General features: G+C 43.3%; 18 protein-coding genes. 4 read left to right on the top strand and 14 right to left on the bottom strand.

Going from position 1 to position 22,790, the window contains the following annotated elements; genetic code table 11:
- Window positions 1–12: 12 nt before the first annotated feature.
- Window positions 13–1,122, bottom strand: coding sequence for a hypothetical protein (locus F0265_RS22955; RefSeq protein WP_171750471.1), 1,110 nt, complete (start codon window positions 1,120–1,122; stop codon window positions 13–15).
- 875 nt (window positions 1,123–1,997) lie between these two features.
- On the opposite strand from F0265_RS22955, the gene F0265_RS22950 reads away from it, so the two are divergent.
- The gene (locus F0265_RS22950) at window positions 1,998–2,450 is read left to right on the top strand and encodes a cytochrome b/b6 domain-containing protein (protein ID WP_345775879.1); all 453 of its coding nucleotides are present in this window, start codon (window positions 1,998–2,000) and stop codon (window positions 2,448–2,450) included.
- Between the two features lie 625 nt (window positions 2,451–3,075).
- Window positions 3,076–3,258: a hypothetical protein gene (locus F0265_RS22945; RefSeq protein ID WP_006962169.1), complete on the top strand. Its 183-nt coding sequence runs from the start codon at window positions 3,076–3,078 to the stop codon at window positions 3,256–3,258.
- Window positions 3,259–3,315: 57 nt separating this feature from the next.
- On the opposite strand, the gene F0265_RS22940 is transcribed toward F0265_RS22945, so the two are convergent.
- The 5 genes from F0265_RS22940 to matP form a co-directional block, all read right to left on the bottom strand.
- Window positions 3,316–3,942, bottom strand: coding sequence for a LysE family translocator (locus F0265_RS22940; protein WP_171750469.1), 627 nt, complete (start codon window positions 3,940–3,942; stop codon window positions 3,316–3,318).
- Between the two features lie 3 nt (window positions 3,943–3,945).
- A complete protein-coding gene (locus F0265_RS22935; RefSeq protein ID WP_171750468.1) occupies window positions 3,946–4,347 on the bottom strand; it encodes a GFA family protein in 402 nt (133 codons plus the stop codon).
- A gap of 241 nt (window positions 4,348–4,588) precedes the next feature.
- Complete coding sequence (locus F0265_RS22930) at window positions 4,589–5,806, bottom strand: HDOD domain-containing protein (RefSeq protein WP_171750467.1); 1,218 nt, start codon at window positions 5,804–5,806, stop codon at window positions 4,589–4,591.
- Between the two features lie 132 nt (window positions 5,807–5,938).
- Window positions 5,939–6,250 (bottom strand): DUF3634 family protein, encoded by a 312-nt coding sequence (locus F0265_RS22925; RefSeq protein ID WP_171750466.1) that lies wholly within the window; start codon window positions 6,248–6,250, stop codon window positions 5,939–5,941.
- Between the two features lie 9 nt (window positions 6,251–6,259).
- Window positions 6,260–6,706 (bottom strand): macrodomain Ter protein MatP, encoded by a 447-nt coding sequence (gene matP, locus F0265_RS22920; protein ID WP_029236077.1) that lies wholly within the window; start codon window positions 6,704–6,706, stop codon window positions 6,260–6,262.
- Window positions 6,707–6,873: 167 nt separating this feature from the next.
- Between matP and F0265_RS22915 the strand changes: the two genes are divergently transcribed.
- Both F0265_RS22915 and fabA read left to right on the top strand, forming a co-directional pair.
- Window positions 6,874–8,517, top strand: coding sequence for a Lon protease family protein (locus tag F0265_RS22915; protein ID WP_171750465.1), 1,644 nt, complete (start codon window positions 6,874–6,876; stop codon window positions 8,515–8,517).
- Window positions 8,518–8,608: 91 nt separating this feature from the next.
- Complete coding sequence (fabA, locus tag F0265_RS22910) at window positions 8,609–9,127, top strand: bifunctional 3-hydroxydecanoyl-ACP dehydratase/trans-2-decenoyl-ACP isomerase (protein WP_171750464.1); 519 nt, start codon at window positions 8,609–8,611, stop codon at window positions 9,125–9,127.
- A 143-nt stretch (window positions 9,128–9,270) separates the two neighbouring features.
- Here the strand turns inward: fabA and rmf are convergent, their stop codons facing one another.
- The 8 genes from rmf to F0265_RS22870 form a co-directional block, all read right to left on the bottom strand.
- Entirely contained in the window at window positions 9,271–9,444 is a 174-nt protein-coding gene (rmf, locus tag F0265_RS22905) for a ribosome modulation factor (RefSeq protein ID WP_006962151.1), read from the bottom strand.
- A gap of 164 nt (window positions 9,445–9,608) precedes the next feature.
- Window positions 9,609–11,288, bottom strand: a complete 1,680-nt coding sequence (locus tag F0265_RS22900; RefSeq protein WP_171750463.1) for a DUF3466 family protein — start codon at window positions 11,286–11,288, stop codon at window positions 9,609–9,611.
- Window positions 11,289–11,294: 6 nt separating this feature from the next.
- Complete coding sequence (locus tag F0265_RS22895; protein WP_171750462.1) at window positions 11,295–13,211, bottom strand: ABC transporter ATP-binding protein; 1,917 nt, start codon at window positions 13,209–13,211, stop codon at window positions 11,295–11,297.
- Window positions 13,189–13,431 carry a glutaredoxin family protein gene (locus tag F0265_RS22890; RefSeq protein ID WP_171340942.1) on the bottom strand — a complete coding sequence of 81 codons (243 nt, stop codon included), beginning with the start codon at window positions 13,429–13,431 and terminating at the stop codon, window positions 13,189–13,191. Before F0265_RS22890 ends, F0265_RS22895 begins: the two co-directional genes overlap by 23 nt.
- Window positions 13,432–13,442: 11 nt before the next feature.
- Complete coding sequence (gene rlmKL / locus F0265_RS22885) at window positions 13,443–15,566, bottom strand: bifunctional 23S rRNA (guanine(2069)-N(7))-methyltransferase RlmK/23S rRNA (guanine(2445)-N(2))-methyltransferase RlmL (protein ID WP_171750461.1); 2,124 nt, start codon at window positions 15,564–15,566, stop codon at window positions 13,443–13,445.
- Between the two features lie 461 nt (window positions 15,567–16,027).
- On the bottom strand, window positions 16,028–16,579 hold the full coding sequence (locus F0265_RS22880) for a cell division protein ZapC (RefSeq protein ID WP_171341034.1): 552 nt from the start codon (window positions 16,577–16,579) through the stop codon (window positions 16,028–16,030).
- A gap of 175 nt (window positions 16,580–16,754) precedes the next feature.
- The gene (pyrD, locus tag F0265_RS22875) at window positions 16,755–17,765 is read right to left on the bottom strand and encodes a quinone-dependent dihydroorotate dehydrogenase (protein ID WP_038511585.1); all 1,011 of its coding nucleotides are present in this window, start codon (window positions 17,763–17,765) and stop codon (window positions 16,755–16,757) included.
- 85 nt (window positions 17,766–17,850) lie between these two features.
- Window positions 17,851–22,692, bottom strand: coding sequence for an NAD-glutamate dehydrogenase (locus tag F0265_RS22870; RefSeq protein ID WP_171750460.1), 4,842 nt, complete (start codon window positions 22,690–22,692; stop codon window positions 17,851–17,853).
- Window positions 22,693–22,790: the final 98 nt, after the last annotated feature.

Below are 22,790 nucleotides of genomic sequence, written 5' to 3'. Positions count from 1 at the left end.
CATCTGAATATATTACGGCTGATCGATGATTTCGTTAATAAAGTCATACTTATCTGACTCATATTTTGTTACCCAATGAGCCCCCTCCGCTGGCGCAGAATCCAGTGTAAACAAATAGAAGTCGATGCCTTTGTCACCCATAACTCGGGTAAAGTATGTGGCCTGTTTGCGGTGGCTTTCATCCGTGTAAGGAATCTGCTTAGCGGATTTGTTTAAGTCATCATCAAACCAGCTATGAACACCTATTTGCTGAGCCATTTCAATCCGACCTACATCGCTGGCTCGCTCTAGAGTACGTTTGTTCCCTGCTGCAAATAGGTCTGTGCCTCCAGAAAAAACAGAACCGTTCTCAGTGACCAACGTATTCATATTGTTGTCCTTGATCAGCAAACCTGTATACATATTGATGTCGTCATCCGCGCTCCCACCAATATGGCTGTCAAATACCATGGTCATTGGTGTTCCCTGATATTGATCCACTATTGTTTGTAATTGAGTGAAAGTAGTCACACCTAATGTCGACTCAATACGTTGTTGGCAATGACCACCACACACTGCATCATTGTAAAAGTCATCAAATGCAAACGATGTTTTTATCTTTACTTCTGCTGGCGTCACAACCGGAGTCAAGATGGTAGAGCCGATCATCGTAAGGTACTCAAGTGCCTCTTGATGATACTCCAAGCGCAGGGTTTTCATGCCCAGTAGTGTTTGCGATTCCACCAAGCTTTTGTTTGAGGACACTGCAATTTTTTTAGGGCCGCAATCAAAGCTATCAAGATCATTTTTATCAAAGTAAATGAAGCACCTAGCATTGGTATCTGACAAATCATCAAGCATTAAAGTGACGGTTTTTCCTGATATGCTCTCTAGTTGCACTAACGTGTCTCGGCCGTAATCGTCAGCATATTTAATCTTCGAGTATGTTTGCCCTTCATAGGTTAGTTGCATAGAGCTAAGTATCGGTAACCTCTCTGCAAGCAATTCTGCACGCTCTTGAGCACTAAACACGTAATCAGCTTTTGGCTTGTCCGTTACAAGCGATTTAAACATGGAGTCTGAGCTGACTCCGGCCATCGTTGCCATAGGAACGGTTAGTAACGTGAGCAGCTTTATATTCATATGCATTCCTGTTGCTAATTAATAATCAGGAACAATATAAATGGATAAAATGTAAGTTACTGTCGGTGATATGTACTATTTATGTAAGTTGATGTTTTACTTAATAAATAGAAGCAGTTGAGTGGCGATGATAAAAAGCGCCGCTCAAAAGATGAGCGGCGAAAAAGTGGAGCTTCCAGGCGGTATAGCCTTGGATGAAAGCATGTAACATGATTGGCGACATAGTATCTGCCTGATTGCCAAGAGCAAGATAACCGTGCGATGTTTCAATCCAATGGCTGAAATACTTCAGGAAAATGACAGTGCATCATGTCTAAGCATTAGGCGAAAAAAAAGGCTCATGACTGAGCCTAGAAACTTTCATAGAAAGTGATCGTAAGGTGTCTTCAGGATATTTCCGTTCAACATATTCACCATAGCCACAGCATTATGAATAACAAAAATATCATTAGCCTTTCATGTGAGCTAACCCGAAGTAAACCTGTTCACAAATCATTGCTCTGCGTGAAGATGAGAAGCGGTTAAAAGTTTAGAGTTTCGTCATTAAATTGGATTTGCAATGACACATCTTGTTGGCTAAGAGCGACCAAGACAATGTGAAAAGGCCTCAAACTAAGCCGGTAGATAGCTCACATCTTGCTACAAGAATCCACACAATTACCATTCATTTGGAAATAATCACTTTCCAAGCAATGCATTTAACTTATTTTTGGAGTTAATTAGCATGAAGTTCATGATAACACTATTTAGTTAGGTGAGCTTATGTCAGAAATGATCCCCAAAAAATATCCAATACCCATGCGCATACTTCATTGGTTAATGGCCTTAATTCTGCTGTGCACGCTTGTAATGGGTCTATATATGGCTAGCTTTCCATTGAATCCCCCAACAAATTTGACCTTTATCACTGGCACAGGGCACTCGGAGTATTGGCTTTTGTTTTGGTGATCATTCGTCTGATTACAAGGCTGAACGCTAATACGCCCCCCACTCCTGTCGGATTACCAGCACACGAGAAGCTTGGTTCAACATTGGCTCATTGGGCACTATATGGGCTCATGTTTGCACTCCCACTAACCGGTTACATTGCCTCGTCGGCTTTACCTGAGTTTCCCGGAATTCCTCCGTTAACATCCATTTGGTTCTTCGGCTTAGAGTTACCATTGCTGCCAATTGAGAAAAATTATGACATCACGACATGGGTTATAGGTCTTCACTATGTCTTAGGGCTGGGGTTCATTGCGGTGTTAGCCCTCCATATTGCAGGAGCGTTAAAGCACAGATTCTTCGATAAACCAGAAAATGACGTTCTATCTAGGATGTTGTAGTTCGACTACGGTTTGGTCAGAAACAAGTAATGCTCTAACTAGCAATGCTTCCCAAAGAAATAAAAAGAACCGGCTCATGAAGAGCCGGCCTGCTTACCCGAAACAGCAAACGTAAGGCACTTGGATTATTGCCCAAGGCCCGCTTACAGTAACAAACTCATTTTTTTATGAAAGCCGTCACAATGCATCTCTGTGAGGCTCGTTCAGCAAAAAGCTTGTCATATAGACAGTTGAATCTATATACAAGAAAAAATGGCCATTTATATAGAAATAACTCTTATGTTTTAACCCCAATTTATATTTAAAAGTTTTAAAATAAATCATTCAAAGTTTTAAATTCAATTAGTTATGGGTCATATCATTAATAATTGAGCAATAAATCAAATTTAATACATGTACGACCAGTTAGCACTATAAATACGTGTAATTGAGAAGTGAATCCCAAAAGTTTTTCCATCAGATCCGTAAATGAGGTTTCGCCCGAGCGAAGTGGCGGTGCGAATCCCGTGCCACATAATATTGCTGAAGAGGTTAATCTTATGTTGCATTTTTAGCAGGTGCATAACTGGAATGATCGCATTACTGTTAAAACTAGGTTCAGCAACCGTTACATAGTGAGGTCAAGATGAAAGTACTAATTCAATATACTCAAACTGGTAAATACCGTGATCAAGCTTGGGAAGCATATACACTAAAAGCTAAAGGCGATGTACATGCTGTCACCCCCTCTTACGCAGCACAACTCATCAAACAAAACAAAGCAAACCTATTTACTACGGACGACTCTGACATCGTCATCGAATCATGATAAAAAAGAAGCTCTCAACGACAACGCTGAGAGCTTCTTTTTTATTCACATTAAAACCTATTTTTGTTTCATGAATGCCACGGCTAACCCAGACGCGATAAAAGTGGTTCCAGCCCCTATATTCATTGATGTGACAAGTTTAGGCTTACGACGAAACCAATCTGAGAGCTGAAAAGAAAACACACCCATTAACGAGAAGCCGACCCCAGTAAGTACAGCGAACCATACTCCATAACCTATCATTTGTATGGTGACAGGGCCCAAATCAGGGTTAACAAACTGCGGGATAAACGCTAACACGAACATGCCAGGCTTGGGATTCAACGCTGCAGATAAGAATCCAGTCGAGAATATCGTTTTCAAAGGTTGCTTCTTAGCCGGTTCCAACGTAAATAACTGACGAGTTCGAAGAACCTTAATACCCAGCCATATCAGGTAGCCCGCTCCAACTGTTTTAACGATGTAAAAAGCTAATTCTGAACTCTGAATTAGGACCGTCAAGCCAAATGTTGCTGCTAAAACGTGGAATAGTATGCCTGTACCAGAAGCACTACCCGATACCACGGCGGCTCTCTTTCCTTGGCTTAATCCACGCCCAATCGCCAGCAAATTGTCTGGCCCAGGGGATAGAACGAGCACTATACAAGCCAGTGTATAAGTCACAAAGACATCCATCGGGAACATTACTTACGACTCCTTTGGCGCGAATTGTTCAAAAACCTGTTGCGCGGTCATCTTATGAGACCCTGAATTCAGCTCATAGTAATCTGGCTTCTCATCAACAAAGATTTCATCTTTAAGTGAAAAACGATGTTCTTGGAACAAGCCTACCGACAAGATGTATTCATCACCTGGTATGAGATAATAGAAAAGATGGGTACCGCAGGTGGAACAGAAACCTCGCTCTGCCCATTCAGAGGATCGATAGCGTTTTACAGAGGCCCCGGAAAACTGAACTTTCGAGTGGCAATGTATTGCATGTAACGGCCCACCGCTCCATTGTCGACACATATTGCAATGGCACAAACTGACTTCATGCTCTTCCTCGGCCTGCACTTCAACAGACCCACACAAACAAGTACCTTTCATTATGAATACTCCCTCAAATCAATGATGACATTCATCACTTTAATAAAATATGGGAGATAATGTGCATGCGTTATCATGACTCGTGTGCAACATCACGGAATTGTAATCTAGCCTTTCTGTTTGTTTGCTGCACGAAGTTGGTGGAGGTAACACTCTGAGCTTTCAGTAAGTTATGGCTAACCTATTTTCAGCTTAGTAAATACTTTTAGTTATAGTGCCTTAGAATACATGCTATATAGCCTTAAGAACTTAACTCAATACGCCCTGGATGACTGCTGCGTATTGCCTTTAATGCATCGGGTGGCATTTGTACGTTAGCGAACCAAAAAGGTTTATGTTTCTCAACAAAAACATGACTTCTATCTAGAGCGTCAAACATGGAATAAGCTTGTCCCTGAGCTAACGCAACGCCATAAGGCGTACGCTCTAGCATTGCAACGTCTTCAATATCTTCAAGCAAGGCGTTCTTAAGGTGAATGTTCACTGGGGTCCATTCGATGTAGTCGATAATTTTCTGGGTAAGGCTTTTTTCCAGTTCCAGTATCACCTCAGGTAAAACGCTCATAATAGGTTTCACATCTGCACAAGCGTAATACTCTTCTCTCCGATTGGCATCTCGATAAAACTCCATTCTTTCTACCAATGCATCTTCAAACATCATGGAAAAGTTATTAACGATTGAGAATTGGCTAATTGCGCGCAATACACCAAGAGCAATGCCTTGCTCTGGAGATTTAACTCCCGCTTCGACCAAACGAAGCCGCGTTACATTGGCGGTTAGAATCATATATTGCCAAAGCTTAGGGACAATGTTCTTTGTTGTTTTATCACTCCAACGTAGCAAGGGCTTGGCCATAAGAATAGGAAACAAAGTACGGCTGTTATCGATCCCTAATACGCCTATCGCCATTTTTGAGTCAGTCACCGTTCGAGCAGATTTCCCAAGACGAGCACAAAACTTAGGGTTGTTAGCCAACTCCAACAGGTTGTTTCTAAACAAATTATCGTTAACTGCAAGTACATCCAATTTGCTATAGCTCACTGAGGGAGAATACGCCGTACTAAGAAAATAAGAAAAATCAGGAAAGCGGCCAAACAGTTTCAATACATCAAGATCACTAAGCTTTTCAACGAGCCTCTGCTCTGCCAGCTTTCTTATGTCTTCCACGACCTCCTCTTGCAATTTTTGCTTCTCTTTTGCAGCTTTTCGTCTCTCCTGAACTTTACTTTTCTCACACTCTAAAAGCAGGCGTTGATTTTTGGTTACCCGCTCTTTTTCATTAAGTATGACGCTATCACAGAACTCACTTTGCCGACTTAACACGGAATCGACATCAGATTGATCAAGTACGTATTTAATACTCACCAGCCATTTGGCATAACGCTCTCTGGTTGATGCCGCAATTTTACTCGCAAGCTGATTAGCCTCTTCATTGTATTTCTTATTGGTGAGTAACAAGGTACAAAAGCTCTGCAAAGGGTGATAGGTTTAATACTAACACAGTATGAGGTTCTGTTTGTTTTAGTAGCCGAGGCCATAGAACAAAAAAGCCCCTAGTCGCTAGCTAGAGGCCCTCTTGGTGTGACTGACCTAATGTGCTTTCTTTTTGCCTTTAGAGCGAAAGCCTTGATGTGGAAATACGTTTCTTATCCGTTGCTGTACTTTCTTGGGAACTTGCTTTGAAAAAACCAACTTGGAGCCTGTACGTTGCTGATAGACTTTTAGCTCTCCATCAAAAGGATCGCGCTCTGCAATATCTAAAACATTATGACGAAAAGTCGGAGGAAAGTGCCCTTTTTCTTTGGTGATGTGCCCTGACTTAAACTGAACACGCAACACTGGCCTATCAACCGCCACTAACCAGAATACAACAATTGCAGCAACCAAAATCACGTAAAGCATACATGCTCCTTAGTCTAGTAACTTACTCAAATCCTCTTTGAGGCTATTGACCGCTTTGCTGGCTTTCTCACTGCGTGATGCTTCAGATAGCAAATATTCAATGGCATCAGACAATGTGCAGCCTAGTTCGTTTGCGCGAGTCGAAAGCTTCTCCCAAACGCGATAATCCAAATCGATTGATTTTTTCTTGGTATGAATTTGTTCCGCGTTAAAATGGCGTTTACGCTTAGCACGGATGGCTTGCTTGAGCTTGTTGTCCAATTCAAGCGACATATGCTGCTCTATCCACTCCAACACTTTTGTTGGCTCATGCTCTAAATGGCGCAATTCATTAACCGCGGCCTCTGCTTCACTCGTATCAACATGCCGAGTGATTGCCTCTCCGTTCTTCCATTTACTGATGAGATACGTCCACTTCCAACCACATTCTAAATTTTCAAGTTGTTGATATTTCATTGTAAGCAGTTTCCATTCAATTTGGGTGACAGCGTAACTCACCATCACTTTAGTTACAATCTTTATTGTAGAAAAATCGACCTAGATCATCACATTGAATTCGCTATGTCATACTTAGCCGTTTTTCTATATAATTTCTGACCTTTTCAAGTACATGAATACTGTTGATGATCCAAGAAAGCTGGCGTGCAGTCACTCCACAATACACAAGTTATGACGATGTAATATCGAGATTTGAAAGCCTACCCAGTGTGGGTTTTCTTGACGTTCAGCCTCGACTAAAGCAAGCCTTATCTACTTTTGCTGCTATTAGAGGTTTTGCCAGAATTCTCGTTGTAAACTCGCCAGACAACGCTTTCTACCGTTCCAATATTAAGCGTAGTTTATCTTTCGTTTCTGACAGTAGCGTCATTTCAACAGAAAGCATCAACATAAACGAACTTCTTGGTACCTATTCGTGTAATAAATCTGGCGAAATTATCGCACACAAGAAAGGATTATTAGCCAAAGCTGATGGTGGATTCTTGATCGTTTCCGCTAATATGCTTCTCGCTAATCCAAGCAGTTGGCCTGTATTCAAATCGGTTTTTCTAGGTGAGAGTGTTAGCCCAATCAATACGACACCACGCAATATTGCTAACGATCTTCCAAGCAATTCTTATGATGTAAAACTCGTTGTCGTTGGCGACAGAGACCAAATTGCAGATCTAGAATACATGGATGGTGAACTCTATACGGGCTTAGCTGCTTATACAGAGGTTGAACACGAAATCACGTTAAGTGAACAATCCATAGAACTCTATCTGGGTTACTTGTCCTCTCTGCTGAAAGAACACAGTCTACCAACCCTCTCTTGCGAAGCGATTCATAGATTAATGGTTGCGGGAGCTAGGTACACTGAAGATCAACGCTATATGCCGATCGAACCTCTGTGGTACCTATCGATATTTCAGGAAGCTTCACTCCATGCCAACGACCAGATAATTGATGAGAGTGCACTAGACCAGGCATTAGATGCGAAGTACCAGCGCGAGTCTTACCTGCCCGAGCGCGCCTTATCAGACATCTTAGATGGACAGGTAATCATTGAAACCCAAGGTGAATGTGTTGGCCAGGTCAACGGTTTAACCGTCATTGATGTTTCCGGACACCCGCTTTCTTATGGTGAGCCAGCGCGTATTTCATGTGTTATCCATTTTGGTGACGGCGATATTTCCGATGTAGAACGGAAAGCTGAGCTAGGTGGTAACCTCCATGCAAAAGGCATGATGATCATGCAAGCATTTGTTTCAAGCGCTCTACAGTTGGATGAACCGCTACCTTATTCGGCCTCAGTTGTATTTGAACAGTCCTATTGCGAAGTCGACGGAGACAGCGCCACGCTCGCCGAGCTGTGCTCTTTTGTAAGTGCCCTATCTGAATACCCGATTAATCAACAGATCGCAGTGACTGGTGCGGTAGACCAATTTGGTCGAGTTCAAGCAGTTGGTGGCTTAAATGAGAAAATTGAAGGTTTCTATCGTGTTTGTAAGCATCAGGGCTTTACGGGCAAACAAGGCGTCATTCTTCCTAAAACGAATCTAAAACACTTAGCCCTTCATAAAGATGTAGTAGAAAGCATTAAGAATGATGAGTTTCACATCTGGTCTGTCGAAACCGTTGATGAAGCAATTCCTATCATTATGGGCAAGCCTTTCCGTGGCAATGATGAAACAAGCGTGATTCATAAGATCGCGGAACGAATTGAAAACTTTGAAAAACATGAACTTCCTCAAGGATTTGTGGAGCGCATCAAAAACTGGTTCTCTTAGAACAAAGATTAGTCACATTTAGACTGATCGGAGTTGTTTGGCGTACACGTGTTCACTAACATGCTGCTATCAAAATTTGGAGTAATTGATAATGCAAAACAAACGTGATTCTTATAACCGCGAAGATCTACTAGCTTCAAGCCAAGGCGAACTATTTGGCCCAGGCTATCCTCAGCTTCCAGCACCAAACATGCTGATGATGGACCGCGTGACTAAGATGTCTGAAACTGAAGGTGATTTCGGTAAAGGTCTGATTCTAGCAGAACTCGATATTACTCCAGATCTATGGTTCTTTGATTGCCACTTCCCTGGTGACCCAGTAATGCCTGGCTGTCTAGGCCTTGACGCAATGTGGCAGCTAGTGGGTTTCTTCCTTGGCTGGGTTGGCGGTAAAGGTAAAGGCCGTGCTCTTGGTGTTGGCGAAGTGAAGTTCACAGGTCAAATTCTACCGACAGCGAAGAAAGTCACATATGAGATTCATATGAAGCGTGTTGTAAATCGCAAGCTTGTTATGGGCCTAGCTGACGGTCGTGTACTTGTAGATGGAAAAGAGATCTACGTAGCGAAAGATCTTAAAGTTGGCTTGTTCCAAGACACATCTTCTTTCTAATTTAGAATACTTTTTAAAAGCGACTCTCTTGAGTCGCTTTTTTGTCAGCAAAATATTTAGTTATAGTGCGTTAAGTAACTAAACAAAAACCCCAATTGTTGGGGTTTTTGTTTGTTCCTTATGTCGTATGTGGATTGAGTCTTTTATTTGTAGAGACCAGAGTGTTTGTCTTCCCTGGCATCGCGCCAACCACCGAGCCAATAAGATCGAGCATCCATCTGTTGGTAAGGACATGAGTCCGTTGAGCGGCCATTTAAGCCTGCTTTATAGCCTTGAGACTGAGCTCTTTCTAAGCGGTCACGCTTTTGTCTCTTCATAGTGTCGTCCTCATACATAAAGTTTTTCTAACGTACTACTATTAACTTTTTGTGGAGCTTTTATGACTCCACAATTAAGAATCGATCAAAAATCCGCCTTTCTCAAGGTATAAAAAAGGCACAGATCCAAAAATGTGAACCTGTGCCCTAGATTAAAATTTAACCTACTTTCTATGGAACCCTAAGAAACCAAGTAGAGTCAGAGCTAGAAAGCCCAGTGAACCGCCTTGGCGATCAACTGTCTCAGTTCGATAGCCACGAGATTGAATATTATCTTTACCATTACCGGCGATAGGAACAAGCTTAACGGCAACAACTTTCTCTACGTTCACAGCCCCACCTTGACAGTATGAATCGACTTCCGTTGTATCGTACCCATTTTCACATTTAATAGCCGTAGCCGAGATAACCCCCGCATCGTTGATATCAGAGGCATCGATAATCCGATAGCGGTTATTGACTGAAGATGCAGAGCCATCATTAGTTAGATCATCTAGAATCCAAGCTTTGCTATCAAATATAGAAGAACGACGCGTAGATTTCGTATTAGTCGCATCTAATGGATTAATAAACGCACGCTTAGCGCGCTCTGTTCCATCAACTTCGGCAGCACTACTGATATCAACGCTACCAACTACTTCGTTAAAATTGTTTATGCTTCCCATTGTGCCACCAGCGCCATCAAAGAAAATGCCACCACTAAAATAGGTCGCAGCCGGAGAGCTACTTTTCACGTCAGAAACATAAAAGAGTCTATTTGAAGCAGCACGATTTTGGGGTTTATCGCCTGCTCGTTTTGCACTACCAACCGCTACAAAGTTGTCGTTGATAGATGAAACTACTGAGTTGCTGTAAATATAGTCAGAGCCGCTCTGTGCATTAGAAACAGCATTAATATCATTTGTATTAAATACCCATTGTGTAACATCGTTGGGATCAGCACTCATATCACCAACAAACACAGTAGCATCCATTCGTTGGTCTGAATAAGTATTGTAACCTACCCCATAAAAGGTCGTACCATCCACTTTAAAATCTCTGATACTCGCCTGCCCGAGCGTGTTACCATCTCGCTCGACACCACCATTTCCAAAGCCTATCTCTTTCACCCCAGATGAGCTATCCCAAATGCTCCCCTTAGAGTAGAAGTGTGTACCGTTCCCATCAGTGTCTTGTTGACGAGAAACGCTACCAACGGTATACGTGCCATCGGTTTTCCACGCCCTAGTTTGCACAACGGTAGGAGAACCCGTTGGTGTAGTCAAACTAGAAGAGCCAACAAACGCTACATTTCTTGTACTTCCATCACGTTTGTTGCCGACAGGATCAGTTCCATTTAAGCTATTGATAACTGCATTAGTTGTAGATACTTCTGTTTGATTCTCAACAAATGCGATAGAGTTAGTAAAGTCATTTGCGATCTCTTTCGCGTATCCATTCCACTCATCTTCAGCCCATGTATTACAAGTCGCATAACGAAGTTGAGCGTAGCAGTAGTTTTCGAAATCCGATTGATCATCAACATAGTTAAATGCGTTATCCATTGCAAATGGTGCTTCTTCCCTATAGCTAATACCTTCCTTCCAGTTGCGTGTTTCTGCCGCAATTTTAAAGTCAGCACTACTGCATGAAGCACTACTAGCAAAACAACCTAGATCTGGATTTCCCGTTGTATTTCCTTGCTCGACAGCTGTTCCATAGTACTCCGTGGTATATCCACCCTGTCCATGGGAATTGCTCGAAGATTCTGAAATTTCGACGACATTATAAATCGCGGCATGCGCTCCAAAAGAAGCGGCTACAGCTAATGTAATGGACGATAATTTAAAGATTTTACTACTCATTATTTGTTAACTTTCCTGTTGCATTGCTTCGAGCTCTTCCCAGCGTTCGAAAGCAACTTCAAGTTCCTGCTCTACCGCAGAAAGTTTATCTAAAATCGGTTGTGTCTGCTCTACTGGCTGAGAGAAAAAGTCAGGATCATTCACCTGCTCTTGCATTGATTCTATCTCAGCTTCCAATTCTTCGAGTTTTGCCGGCAGCACTTCAAGTTCACGCTGCAGTTTATAGGATAACTTCTTAGGCTTGCTCTTTACTGGCGCTGTTTTGGGAGATTCCTCAACCTGTTTCTCAGCTTTGATTGGTTTTTCAACCGCACGAGCTTTCTTCGTTTGTTCACGTTGCTGCTGGGCATCATGGTAGCCACCGACAAACTCTTCGATTTCACCTTCACCCTCAAAAATCCAACTAGTCGTCACTGTGTTGTCGACAAACTGACGATCGTGGCTGACAAGCAACAACGTACCCTGATAATTGGCAAGCAAATCCTCCAAAAGTTCCAATGTTTCGATATCTAAATCGTTGGTCGGTTCATCGAGAACTAATAAGTTGTTCGCTTTTAGGAAGATACGTGCCAGTAAAAGTCGATTTTTTTCACCGCCCGACAACGCTTTTACCGGTGTGCGAGCTCGCTTAGGCGCAAACAAAAAGTCTTGCAAGTAACTAAGTGCATGGCGTTGGCGTCCACCGACCATCACTTCTTGTTTACCATCTGCCAAGTTATCGATAACAGACTTCTCAGGATCTAAGATTTCTCGGTATTGATCGAAATAAGCGACTTCAAGTTTAGTACCACAATGAAGTCGACCTGAGTCTGGTGTGAGATCGCCAAGCAGTAATTTTAATAAAGTACTCTTACCACATCCATTTGGGCCAATCAGTGCGATACGGTCACCACGCATGATATTGAAAGAGAAATCCTTAACTATCGACTTACCTTCAATGTCATAGTTGATATTCTTTGCTTCGAAGACAATCTTGCCTGAGCGTGACGCATCATCAATCTGAATATTCGCTTTGCCTTGTACTTCACGGCGATCGCTTCGCTCTTCTCGTAGCTTCTTAAGCGCACGTACGCGCCCTTCGTTACGTGTACGACGAGCCTTAATGCCTTGACGAATCCAAACTTCTTCTTGAGCAAGTTTTTTATCGAATTCTGCATTTTGCATCTCTTCGACTCTTAGCATCTCTTCTTTATCGACTAGGTAGTTGTCGTAGTTACCTAGGAAGGAAGCCAGTTTGCCGCGATCGAGATCGACAATACGTGTCGCCATAGATTTGATGAACGCACGATCGTGAGAGATAAAGATAATCGAGCCACGGAAGTCTTTGAGGAAGTTTTCTAACCATTCAATCGTTGTGACATCAAGGTGGTTAGTTGGCTCATCTAATAGAAGTACATCAGGATCACGAACCAAAGCACGTGCAAGCGCGGCTTTACGCTGCCAACCACCAGAGAGGTCGGTTAGTTTAGTGTGACCATCGAGTTTAAGCGCAGCGAGCACGTTCTTGATACGGTCTTCAAAACGCCAAGCTCCAGTATGCTCTAGCTGCTCCTGAATACGGGCAAGTTTATTGATGTTCTGCTCTGATGGGTCAACAGCAATCAGATCGAGCTGATCTTGGTAGATCTTCAAATGCTCACCTATTTCTGCCAATCCACCAGCTACGTAATCGAATACCGTCCCTTCTTGGTTGCGTGGAGGGTCTTGTTCTAGCCGAGAGACGACCACATCCTGAGTCACGGTCAACTTTCCGTCATCCAGAATAACTTCGCCAGCCAGCACCTTCATTAAGGTGGACTTACCTGCTCCGTTTCGGCCAACCAGACAAACTCGCTCGTTTTCCTGAAGTGCAAAGTCTGCGTTATCGAGTAGCGGATGATCACCGTATGCCAGCAATCCGTTATTTATGGTAACTAATGCCATTCTTTTCTAACCAGTTTTGTAGTTCTTGTAAGTCAAACGGCCAGTTCAGCTCTTCACCGCTTACGTTTAAAACGGGAATCGTGACGCCGTAACGAGAAAATAGACCATCATCGAAAGCAATATCGACAACTTCAACTTTCTCTGCAATGTTTGCTTGTTGGCAAAGCTCAAACGCCATCTCACAAAGATGGCATCCTTCTGTACTGTATAGTGTGATCAATTTTTGGCCTACTATTCTGTGTGAGTCACAATCCAGCAGTTGTGAATATGTTTATTACGAGAAAAGTCTAGCGGCAGAGTTTGACTCGATATGTTCTTCGCATTGAGGCTCAATTCACCCAGAGCTTCCATATCCATTTTGAACTGTCGTTTATTGTTCGAGAATACGATGGTTCCACCTGGACGTAAAAGTCGCTTAAGGTTTTTCATCAGTTGAATATGGTCTCGCTGAATATCAAAGCTCTGCTCCATTCTCTTAGAGTTAGAGAATGTTGGAGGATCAATAAAGATAAGATCAAACTGTGCAGTCGAGCTATCTAACCACTGAAGGCAGTCAGCCTGTTCAAATCGGTGCTGACGTCCTACTTGCCCGTTGAGCTTCATGTTTTCTTTCGCCCATTCGAGATAGGTATTTGACATGTCCACTGTCGTCGTCGATTTAGCACCACCACAAGCCGCATGAACTGTGCCCGAGCCCGTGTAAGCAAACAAGTTTAAGAAATCTTTACCTTTGGCCATTTCACCAAGCTTGCGACGAGTAATCTTATGATCAAGGAACAGCCCTGTATCGAGGTAATCGTGCAAATTAACGATCAACTTAACGCCATATTCATTAACATACATGGTTTCAGATTCTTGGGAGAGCTTCTGATACTGTGAGCGGCCCTTTTGCTTCTCACGGACTTTAAGGACAACCTTGTTTGCTTCCGTGCCCGTCACTTGAATCGCTGCACGAATGATATCCGTCAAACGACGTTTTGCTTTTTCTTCAGGGATGTTCTTAGGCGCTGCATATTCTTGGATAACAAGGTGATCGAGATACACATCTATCGCAACATTGTACTCAGGTAAATCTGCGTCATAAATTCGATAACAATCGAGTTCTTCTTTACGCGCCCATTTGCCAATTTTGGCAATATTTTTCTTCAAGCGGTTAGAAAAATCAGGTGCGATCACCGATTCAGTGACATTGTCACCTTTATTTTCTACCGGGCGATCACTAATCGAGTAATTCTTCTGGTGACAAGGTAACGCACCATTATTCAGTTTAAACTGCTTATCTGCACGCATGCGTAAACAGCTTAGAAGCTCATCAGAACTAGAGAAAATAGACGCTTGGCAGCCACCGAATTCAGATTTCAGTTGAGCACCAAATGCGGTGTACAGAGCGATTAGACCTGGATGCGTTCCTAAACGCTCACCGTATGGTGGGTTTGAAACAATAACACCCGCTTCAAACTCTTGAGGACGCTTAACTTGCGCAGCATCGCCAAGATTAAATTCAATCAGAGAATCGACACCTGCTCGACGCGCGTTGTCTTTTGCGGTTTTAAGCACTCGCGCGTCGTTATCAAAGCCGAAAAACTTAGTGTCAACTTTTTTGACGCCCCTTCTCGCCTGTACTGCTGCTTCCGATTTAATCTCTGCCCAAAGCTCAGGTTCAAAGTCTTCTAGTGATTCGAAGCCCCATTTCTCGCGGTTTACGCCAGGTGCCATGTTTGCCGCCATCATGGCCGCCTCAATCAATAGCGTGCCTGAACCACACATAGGGTCTAATAGAGGCTTATCAGCACTCCAGCCACTACGTAGAATAATCGCAGCAGCTAAGGTTTCCCGAAGTGGCGCACGACCAGACTCTGGACGATAACCGCGTTGATGCAGGCCACCACCCACCATATCCACACCAAGAATCGCTTTATCGCGATGTAGACGAACATGGATGCGAAGATCTGCACGATCTTTACTGATCGACGGCCTTGGCAAGTTCTTTTTCTCGAAGCTATCCACTACAGCATCTTTCACTTTCATTGCACCGTACTGGCTATTGCGGATTTCACGGTTGGTACCATTGAAATCAACAACAAACATCTTTGAACTATGGAATTGATTTACCCAGTTCACGGAAGACGTTGCTAGATAGAGATCCATATCATCGTTACAAGTGAACTCAGATAGCACACGAACGAAACGCGACGCTAAGCGACTCCATAAGCAACAACGATAAATTTGCTCATTTGATGCTTTAAAGCGTACCCCTGCTTGAACAGGTTTGGCATTTGTGATCCCTAGCTTAGTTAACTCTTCAACCAACAAGTTTTCCAAACCGTTGGACGTAACCGCAAGATATTGATGCATAGTGTTCTTAAATTCTTGATAAATGACCCTTCATTATACCTGTCTCACATCAATTACGTTAGCTCAATCCACTTTTATCTCTCCCTCAACACGCTCAATTGAACAAAACATCAGCACATTCATATCGATCATTTACTTTCAAACTGAAGTTTGGAGCTAAGACAACGTTGTACAGTTACTTAGGGCTTTAATTGATAGTGAATACTTATTTACCACAAAATTGGACTATACCAGGCCATCAATTTCACGTAATTTAATTACAGAAAATAGCTAATTGGGGAATAAATGGTTAAATAAGGAACGTTGAAGTATCAGAACTGGGAATATTTTATTGATAGATAAATCGAAAAATTATGGGTGACTCACGTTATCCCCTACCTCTAATCTCAATTGAAGGTTCTTTTAAGCAAAAAAAAGTCGGCTCGAAGGCCGACAGGGAAATGAAACAAAGGAACGAATTGTTAGCTGACCAGAGCCATAGGTTGTGTCTGGCCAGAGAGAATATGATTGGCGCTCGACATGCGATCGTGCATGACTTTAATCGCCTGGCCAAATCCCAAAGATTTGGTTCCATTAAGAACGAACGCTTCCAAATTAATAGAGGCGCATAAGCTAGAGTTGTCTCCTACTTCTAGAACTAGAAAGTAACCATCACTGTAGCTGTTCGATAATTGGACAAAATCGCCTTCCACAGGCACATTTAAGCCATCAGAGATGCAATCAAAGAACCAGCTCTTAGGTTGGACTGGCTTATGAAAGCGCTTTGCGGCTACGCAATAGAGTGCTAATTCAGCCTGACGAGGCTCTGAAAGGTCTAGATGAGCAATTTGCTCTTTGTATGTTTGGTAAGCAGATGCGTCGTCAACGGAGAATTCGTTAACACCGATTGCGCAATCTACAATCAACTTTTTGGAAAGATTTGTCTTGAATACCATATCATCACCCAGATCCAGCATCAGGTGCTGCTCTGTGTCATCATAGTACCAAGTCCATTTGTCGCTCGGTTTAAGCATCATTCCAATCTCGTGTAAAAGTCAATTCAGGTAAAACACTAAATTACCTTCCCATACATTTACCGAAATTCTATTCGCTAATAAGCAAAAAAAAAGAGGAAATGATAAATCATCCCCTCTTCAGAAACTTAATAAATTCAAGCTTTACGTTCGTGTGACAGCGTCACCAAGGCTATCATAGGTTTTTAACAATATCTCTCACCAGCGTTGGACCATGATAGATAAAACCAGAGTAAACTTGGACAAGTTGTGCGCCTGCCATCATTTTCTCTTTCGCTGCAACGTATGAGTCAATACCCCCTACACCGATGACCGGAATTTGCTCTCCCAACTCTTCATGTAAACGACGAACAACTTCGGTGCTTCGAGATTGAACCGGACGGCCACTCAACCCACCCGCTTCATTGGCATGCTTCATTCCTTCAACAACACTGCGATCCAATGTCGTATTTGTCGCGATAACGCCATCAATGTTGTTCTTCAGTAAAGACTCGCAGATCTGGCTGATCTCATCATCACTAAGATCCGGAGCGATCTTTAGTGCAAGTGGTACGTATTTGTTATGCTTCTCCGCTAACTCAGCCTGCTTCACTTTTAATTCTGACAGCAGTTCATCCAACGCTTCACCGTACTGAAGTGAGCGTAATCCCGGAGTATTTGGTGATGAGATATTCACGGCGATGTAGCCTGCGTGCTCATACACTTTTTCCATACAGATGAGATAGTCTTCAGCACCCTTTTCAATCGGTGTATCTTTGTTCTTACCGATATTGATACCAAGCACGCAATCGAAGTTGGCTTTCTTTACGTTATCAACCAGATTGTCAACACCTAAGTTGTTAAAGCCCATTCGGTTGATAATGCCTTCAGCTTCGACTAAACGGAAAAGACGAGGCTTATCATTACCGGCTTGAGGTCTCGGTGTTACCGTGCCGACTTCAACAAAGCCAAATCCCATTGCGTCGAAAGCTTCAATACATTCGCCGTTTTTGTCCAAACCCGCCGCTAAGCCAACAGGGTTACGGAAAGTCAGGCCCATACATTCGACTGGACGATTAGGAAGTTGTTGACGATAAAGAAGATCGAGAGGAGTGCCGGTGAAACGTTTGAAGTTTTGAATTGCGAGATCATGTGCCTTTTCGGCATCAAGTTGGAAAAAGCCAGTTCTGGCTAGACGGTAAAGCATTGTGCCTCCGATAGAAAAAAGCCCCGTATAAACGGGGCTGTATTATTTACTGTTTTACCGAATAATTCAACGAAATATGTGTCGATTACTCGTTAGCTGAACAGTTTAAGTTAAGCAGCATCAATTCACGTAAAGCTACAGAGAACTTAGCAAATTCATGCACTGAACCAACTTTGAACTCATTAAGGATATTTTCCCAACGATGGAGCGAAATTTCATTATTTTCGATCCAATCATCCAGAGCTTTCATCACATCGAGATCTTCTGGTGCACAGCTACAACTTAATACCTGACCCGTTAGCTGACGTTGCTGCCAATCAAGATCTTCACGGAATGCCGCTCTTGCCAGTGCCTGCCAATGGTTATCGACAGCCTGACCATTGATCTGTTTCAAGAACCAGTGAAGAGACAAACGATCACCCAAGTTGTAGTACAACTTAGCGCTTTGCTCTATTGATTTGCCTTTTTCTCGAGATACTGTAGAAATATCCAGTACTGAGTAAAGGCTAGACAAACGCGCAACGTAATTAGCAATTTCAGGACTGATACCCTGCTCAATCCACGCCTGAGCCATTTCGTTGTGCTCTTCGACTTCAGATGGAACCAGCATATCATCGAGTTTAGCTTTGATCGTTTCAACATCACCTTGGTAAAGTTCGATCAGTGCTTTCACGCATTGGCGACCAGTGCGGTTGCGTAACAACCAGCGAGACAGACGGCGTAACGTTCGACGAACATAGAACATCATATCGTACTGTGCTTCGGTTGACGCTTCGTTGTCGAGTTCACGCAGTGACTTAAGCACATCACCTAAACCAAAGATTTCACGTGACGCTGCATAAGCATTTGCTATATCAACAACATGCGCACCTGTCTCTTCTTGTAGACGCGTCACATAGTTACAACCCATTTCGTTAACCATCTGATTTGCAAGCGCTGTTGCAATAATCTCAGCACGTAGTGGATGATTATCCATTTGCTGTGAGTAGTTACGGCGTAACTCAGTTGGGAAGTAATTAACGAGTTGCTGTGCATGGTAATCATCGTTAGCGATGTCATCGTGAACCAGCTCTTCTTTCAGAACCATCTTGCCGTAAGCAACTAGCACTGATAGCTCAGGTCGGGTCAACGCTTTACCTAACTTCTCACGCTCAAGCAATGTTTCATCGTCTGGAATGTACTCAAGTGCGCGGTCTAAATGACCCGCTTTCTCTAAGTCGTGAATGAAGCGAATCTGCTCTTTCACAAGAGAAGTGCCCTGCTGCTCAGTCACCGAGATAGATTCAGATTGGCAATAAGCGTCATCAAGAACAATCTCACCCACTTCATCTTCCATGGACTCAAGGATCTTATTACGCTGCTTAACCGTTAGATCACCATTAGCCACTAAGCCATTTAGGAAGATCTTGATGTTAACTTCGTTATCCGAACAATCCACGCCACCAACGTTATCAACAAAGTCCGTGTTTACGCGGCCGCCAGTCAGAGCATACTCGATACGACCCAACTGAGTCATACCCAAGTTACCACCTTCACCGACAACTTTTGCACGTAGGTCACGTCCGTCAATACGCAGAACGTCGTTAGCACGGTCGCCCACATCAGTGTGCGTTTCGTTTGATGCTTTTACGTAGGTACCGATACCACCATTCCATAGAAGATCAACTTCCATCTTAAGCAGCATCTTGATGAGGTCATTTGGTGCTAGTGACGCTTTCTTGGTGCCGATCATCTTCTGAATTTCTGGTGTAAGAGCAATTGACTTCGCTCGGCGAGAGAAGATGCCACCACCTTTAGAGATCAGCTTAGCGTTGTAATCTTCCCAGCTTGAACGAGGTAACTTAAATAGACGATCACGCTCTTTCCAGCTCTTCGCTGAATCTGGGTTTGGATCGATGAAGATATGCATGTGGTTAAACGCAGCCTGTAGACGGATATGCTTAGATAACAGCATACCGTTACCGAATACGTCACCAGCCATATCACCAACACCGATAGCAGTGAAGTCTGTAGTCTGACAGTCAATACCCATTTCACGGAAATGACGTTTTACAGATTCCCAACCACCTTTCGCTGTAATACCCATAGCTTTGTGGTCGTAACCGTTAGAACCACCAGAAGCAAAGGCATCACCTAGCCAGAAGTTGTATTCGTCAGACACAGAGTTCGCTAAATCAGAGAATGTCGCTGTACCTTTATCTGCCGCAACAACCAAATACGGGTCATCTTCATCATGACGAACCACACTCTTCGGCGGAATCACTTCCCCTTCGATAATGTTGTCTGATACGTCTAGAAGTGCGCGAATAAAGCGTTTGTAACAACGTTGACCTTCAGCAAAGATCTCATCACGACCACTTAGAGTGTGCTGACGCTTACAAACAAAACCGCCTTTTGCGCCAACCGGAACAATAACCGTGTTCTTAACTTGCTGTGCTTTAACCAGACCTAAGATTTCGGTACGGAAGTCTTCTTGACGATCTGACCAACGCAAACCACCACGAGCGACCTTGCCACCACGTAGGTGAACACCTTCGATATCCGGTGCATATACAAAGATCTCAAATGCAGGAACTGGCTGAGGAATTTCTGGAATGTCACTCGGCTTCATCTTCAACGATAGCCAAGGTTTATTCTGCTTATTCGCGTCTAGCTGATAGTAGTTAGTACGCAGCGTTGCACTGATCATTTCGACATAGCGACGGATGATACGATCATCATCCAAGCTTTCTACATGATCAAGTTGCTCTGTGATCTTATTAGTTAGTTCAGTCTGACCTTTCTGACTGCCCTTAAATTTGGGATCAAAACGCTTAGCAAATAATTCAACCAAACCTTTCGCTAGCTCAGGATAATGGCTTAGCGTTTCTTCAATGTATTGTTGACTGAACGGGAAACCTACCTGACGCATGTAGCGCGCGTAAGCACGAAGAATCGAAATTTCACGACCCGTTAATGACGCACCAAGTACTAGGCGGTTGAAACCATCGCTCTCCAGTTCACCTGCCCAAATTGCGGCAAATGCTTGTTGGAAACGATCACGAGCTTCACGAAGATCAACTGTCTTTTCACTCTTATGAAGCATTGAGAAATCGAGGATCCAATACACCTGGCCGTTCGCTTTACGAACTTCATAAGGTGACTCACCAATCACTCGTAGACCCAAGTTTTCCAACATTGGCATCACGTCTGAAAGGTGAATAGGTTCATCGCGATGATAAAGTTTCAAGCGAACTGATTTTGAATCTGAACCCAGCTCTTGCGGACGGTAGAACAACATACCTAACTTGTTGTCATCGCTAAGCGCTTCAAGACGTTCAATGTCTGCTACTGCAGAACCAGGCATGACATCTTCTTTGTACGAACGAGGGAATGCACGTAGATACTCTTTCGATAAAGGCAGACCTTTACTTTCACCGAAGTTCGCAACAATCGCGTCAGACAGGCGATCATCCCAAGTTGAAGATGCTTCCATTAAGTTTTGCTCAATCGTTTTAACGTCTACGTCCATGTTGTTGTTATCAACACGAACAATGTAATGAGTTCGGGCTAGTGGGCTCTCAGAGAAGTAAGTTGTAAACTCTACTTCTTTATCACAACCGAAATATTGTTTTAGGATTCGCTGAGTCTGGCGGCGAAGCTCAGTGTTGTAACGATCTTTTGTTACGTACACCATACAGCTGAAGAAACGACCAAACGGGTCTTTGCGAACAAACAAACGAAGCATGTCGCGATCTTGCATCTGCACCACACCCATACCCACTTCAAGAAGTTCTTCTTCTTTCGCTTGAAGCAGTTCATCGCGAGGGTAATTTTCAAGAATGTTATGCAGAGCTTTGTAAGAGTACGAGCCTTCACGGTAGCCACTTGCGGCTAGGATACGTTCTACTTTTTCACGAATCAGCGGAATACTTTCGACACTCTGGTTATATACAGCGGAGGTGTAAAGACCAGTGAAACGGTGCTCACCGACAACCTTTCCATCTTTATCAAACTTCTTGATACCGATGTAATCGGTATAAGCTGGGCGGTGAATACGCGAAGGCGTATTACCTTTGGTCATAATCAGCAGGAATGGCTTCTTCGCTTCTAAGCGAGCAGAGTCAGGGAAGTCGGAAAGCTTCACACTGCGCACACGATCACGGTTGCCAAATAGCCCTAAACCTTTATCCGCTGTTGGGCGAAGTTCGGTATCGCCGTCAACATTGACAAGGTCGTATTCTTTGTAGCCCATGAATGTGAAGTTGTGATCACCTAACCAACGGAGAAACTTGATCGTCTCCTCGTAACGATCACGTTCTACTTCTACTTTACCTTCTTGTGCTTCAACTTGATTCGTTACCTCTTCCAGTTTTTCAACCATCAGTAACCAATCTTGAACCACCAAAGCAGTATCAGTCAGGATTTTAAGTAGCTCTTCTTTTAGAGAGCTCATCGTCTCTTTCGCACTTAAGCGGTCAACTTCAACATGGAACAGTGACTGAAGAACACCCTCACCTTCATTGATGCTGGTAATCTCACCTTTTTTGTTGCGTTCAATCTGTGTAGGGCCATGAAGCATAAGGTGAGAAGCTAAGTCTAAACGGCTAAGTGCCATTTTTACCGAGTCAACAAGGAAGGGACTGTCAGGAACGACGATTTCTACAATGGTGTGTGTGGATTGCCATCCTTGACGGCTAACGGTCGGGTTAAAAACTCGAACCGATACATCATCTGCTTTTTTCTCATTGATATGGTGCCAAAGGCTAACTACAGCGCCATACAAATCAGATTCGTTTCGTTCGACTAGGTCGTCTTGAGATATGTTATTGAATAAATGCTGAGCAAGTTGAGTGACTAAGGGTTGATGAGCAAGCTCGAGTTTGTCTTGAATCAGTTTGTAGACCTTTTCAAGCAGAACCGGCATCAGAGTTTCACGCGCGGTCATAATCACACTCCACAATTAGAATTGTATATATTTTTGGGGGATGTTGTAAGCATAGTGCTTAACACGGGTAATGCCGCTTTATTGTAAAAGCTTTATTG

Source organism: Vibrio sp. RE88, assembly GCF_013113835.1.
Classification (GTDB): domain Bacteria; phylum Pseudomonadota; class Gammaproteobacteria; order Enterobacterales; family Vibrionaceae; genus Vibrio.
This window is presented reverse-complemented; position numbering and strand designations above follow the sequence as displayed.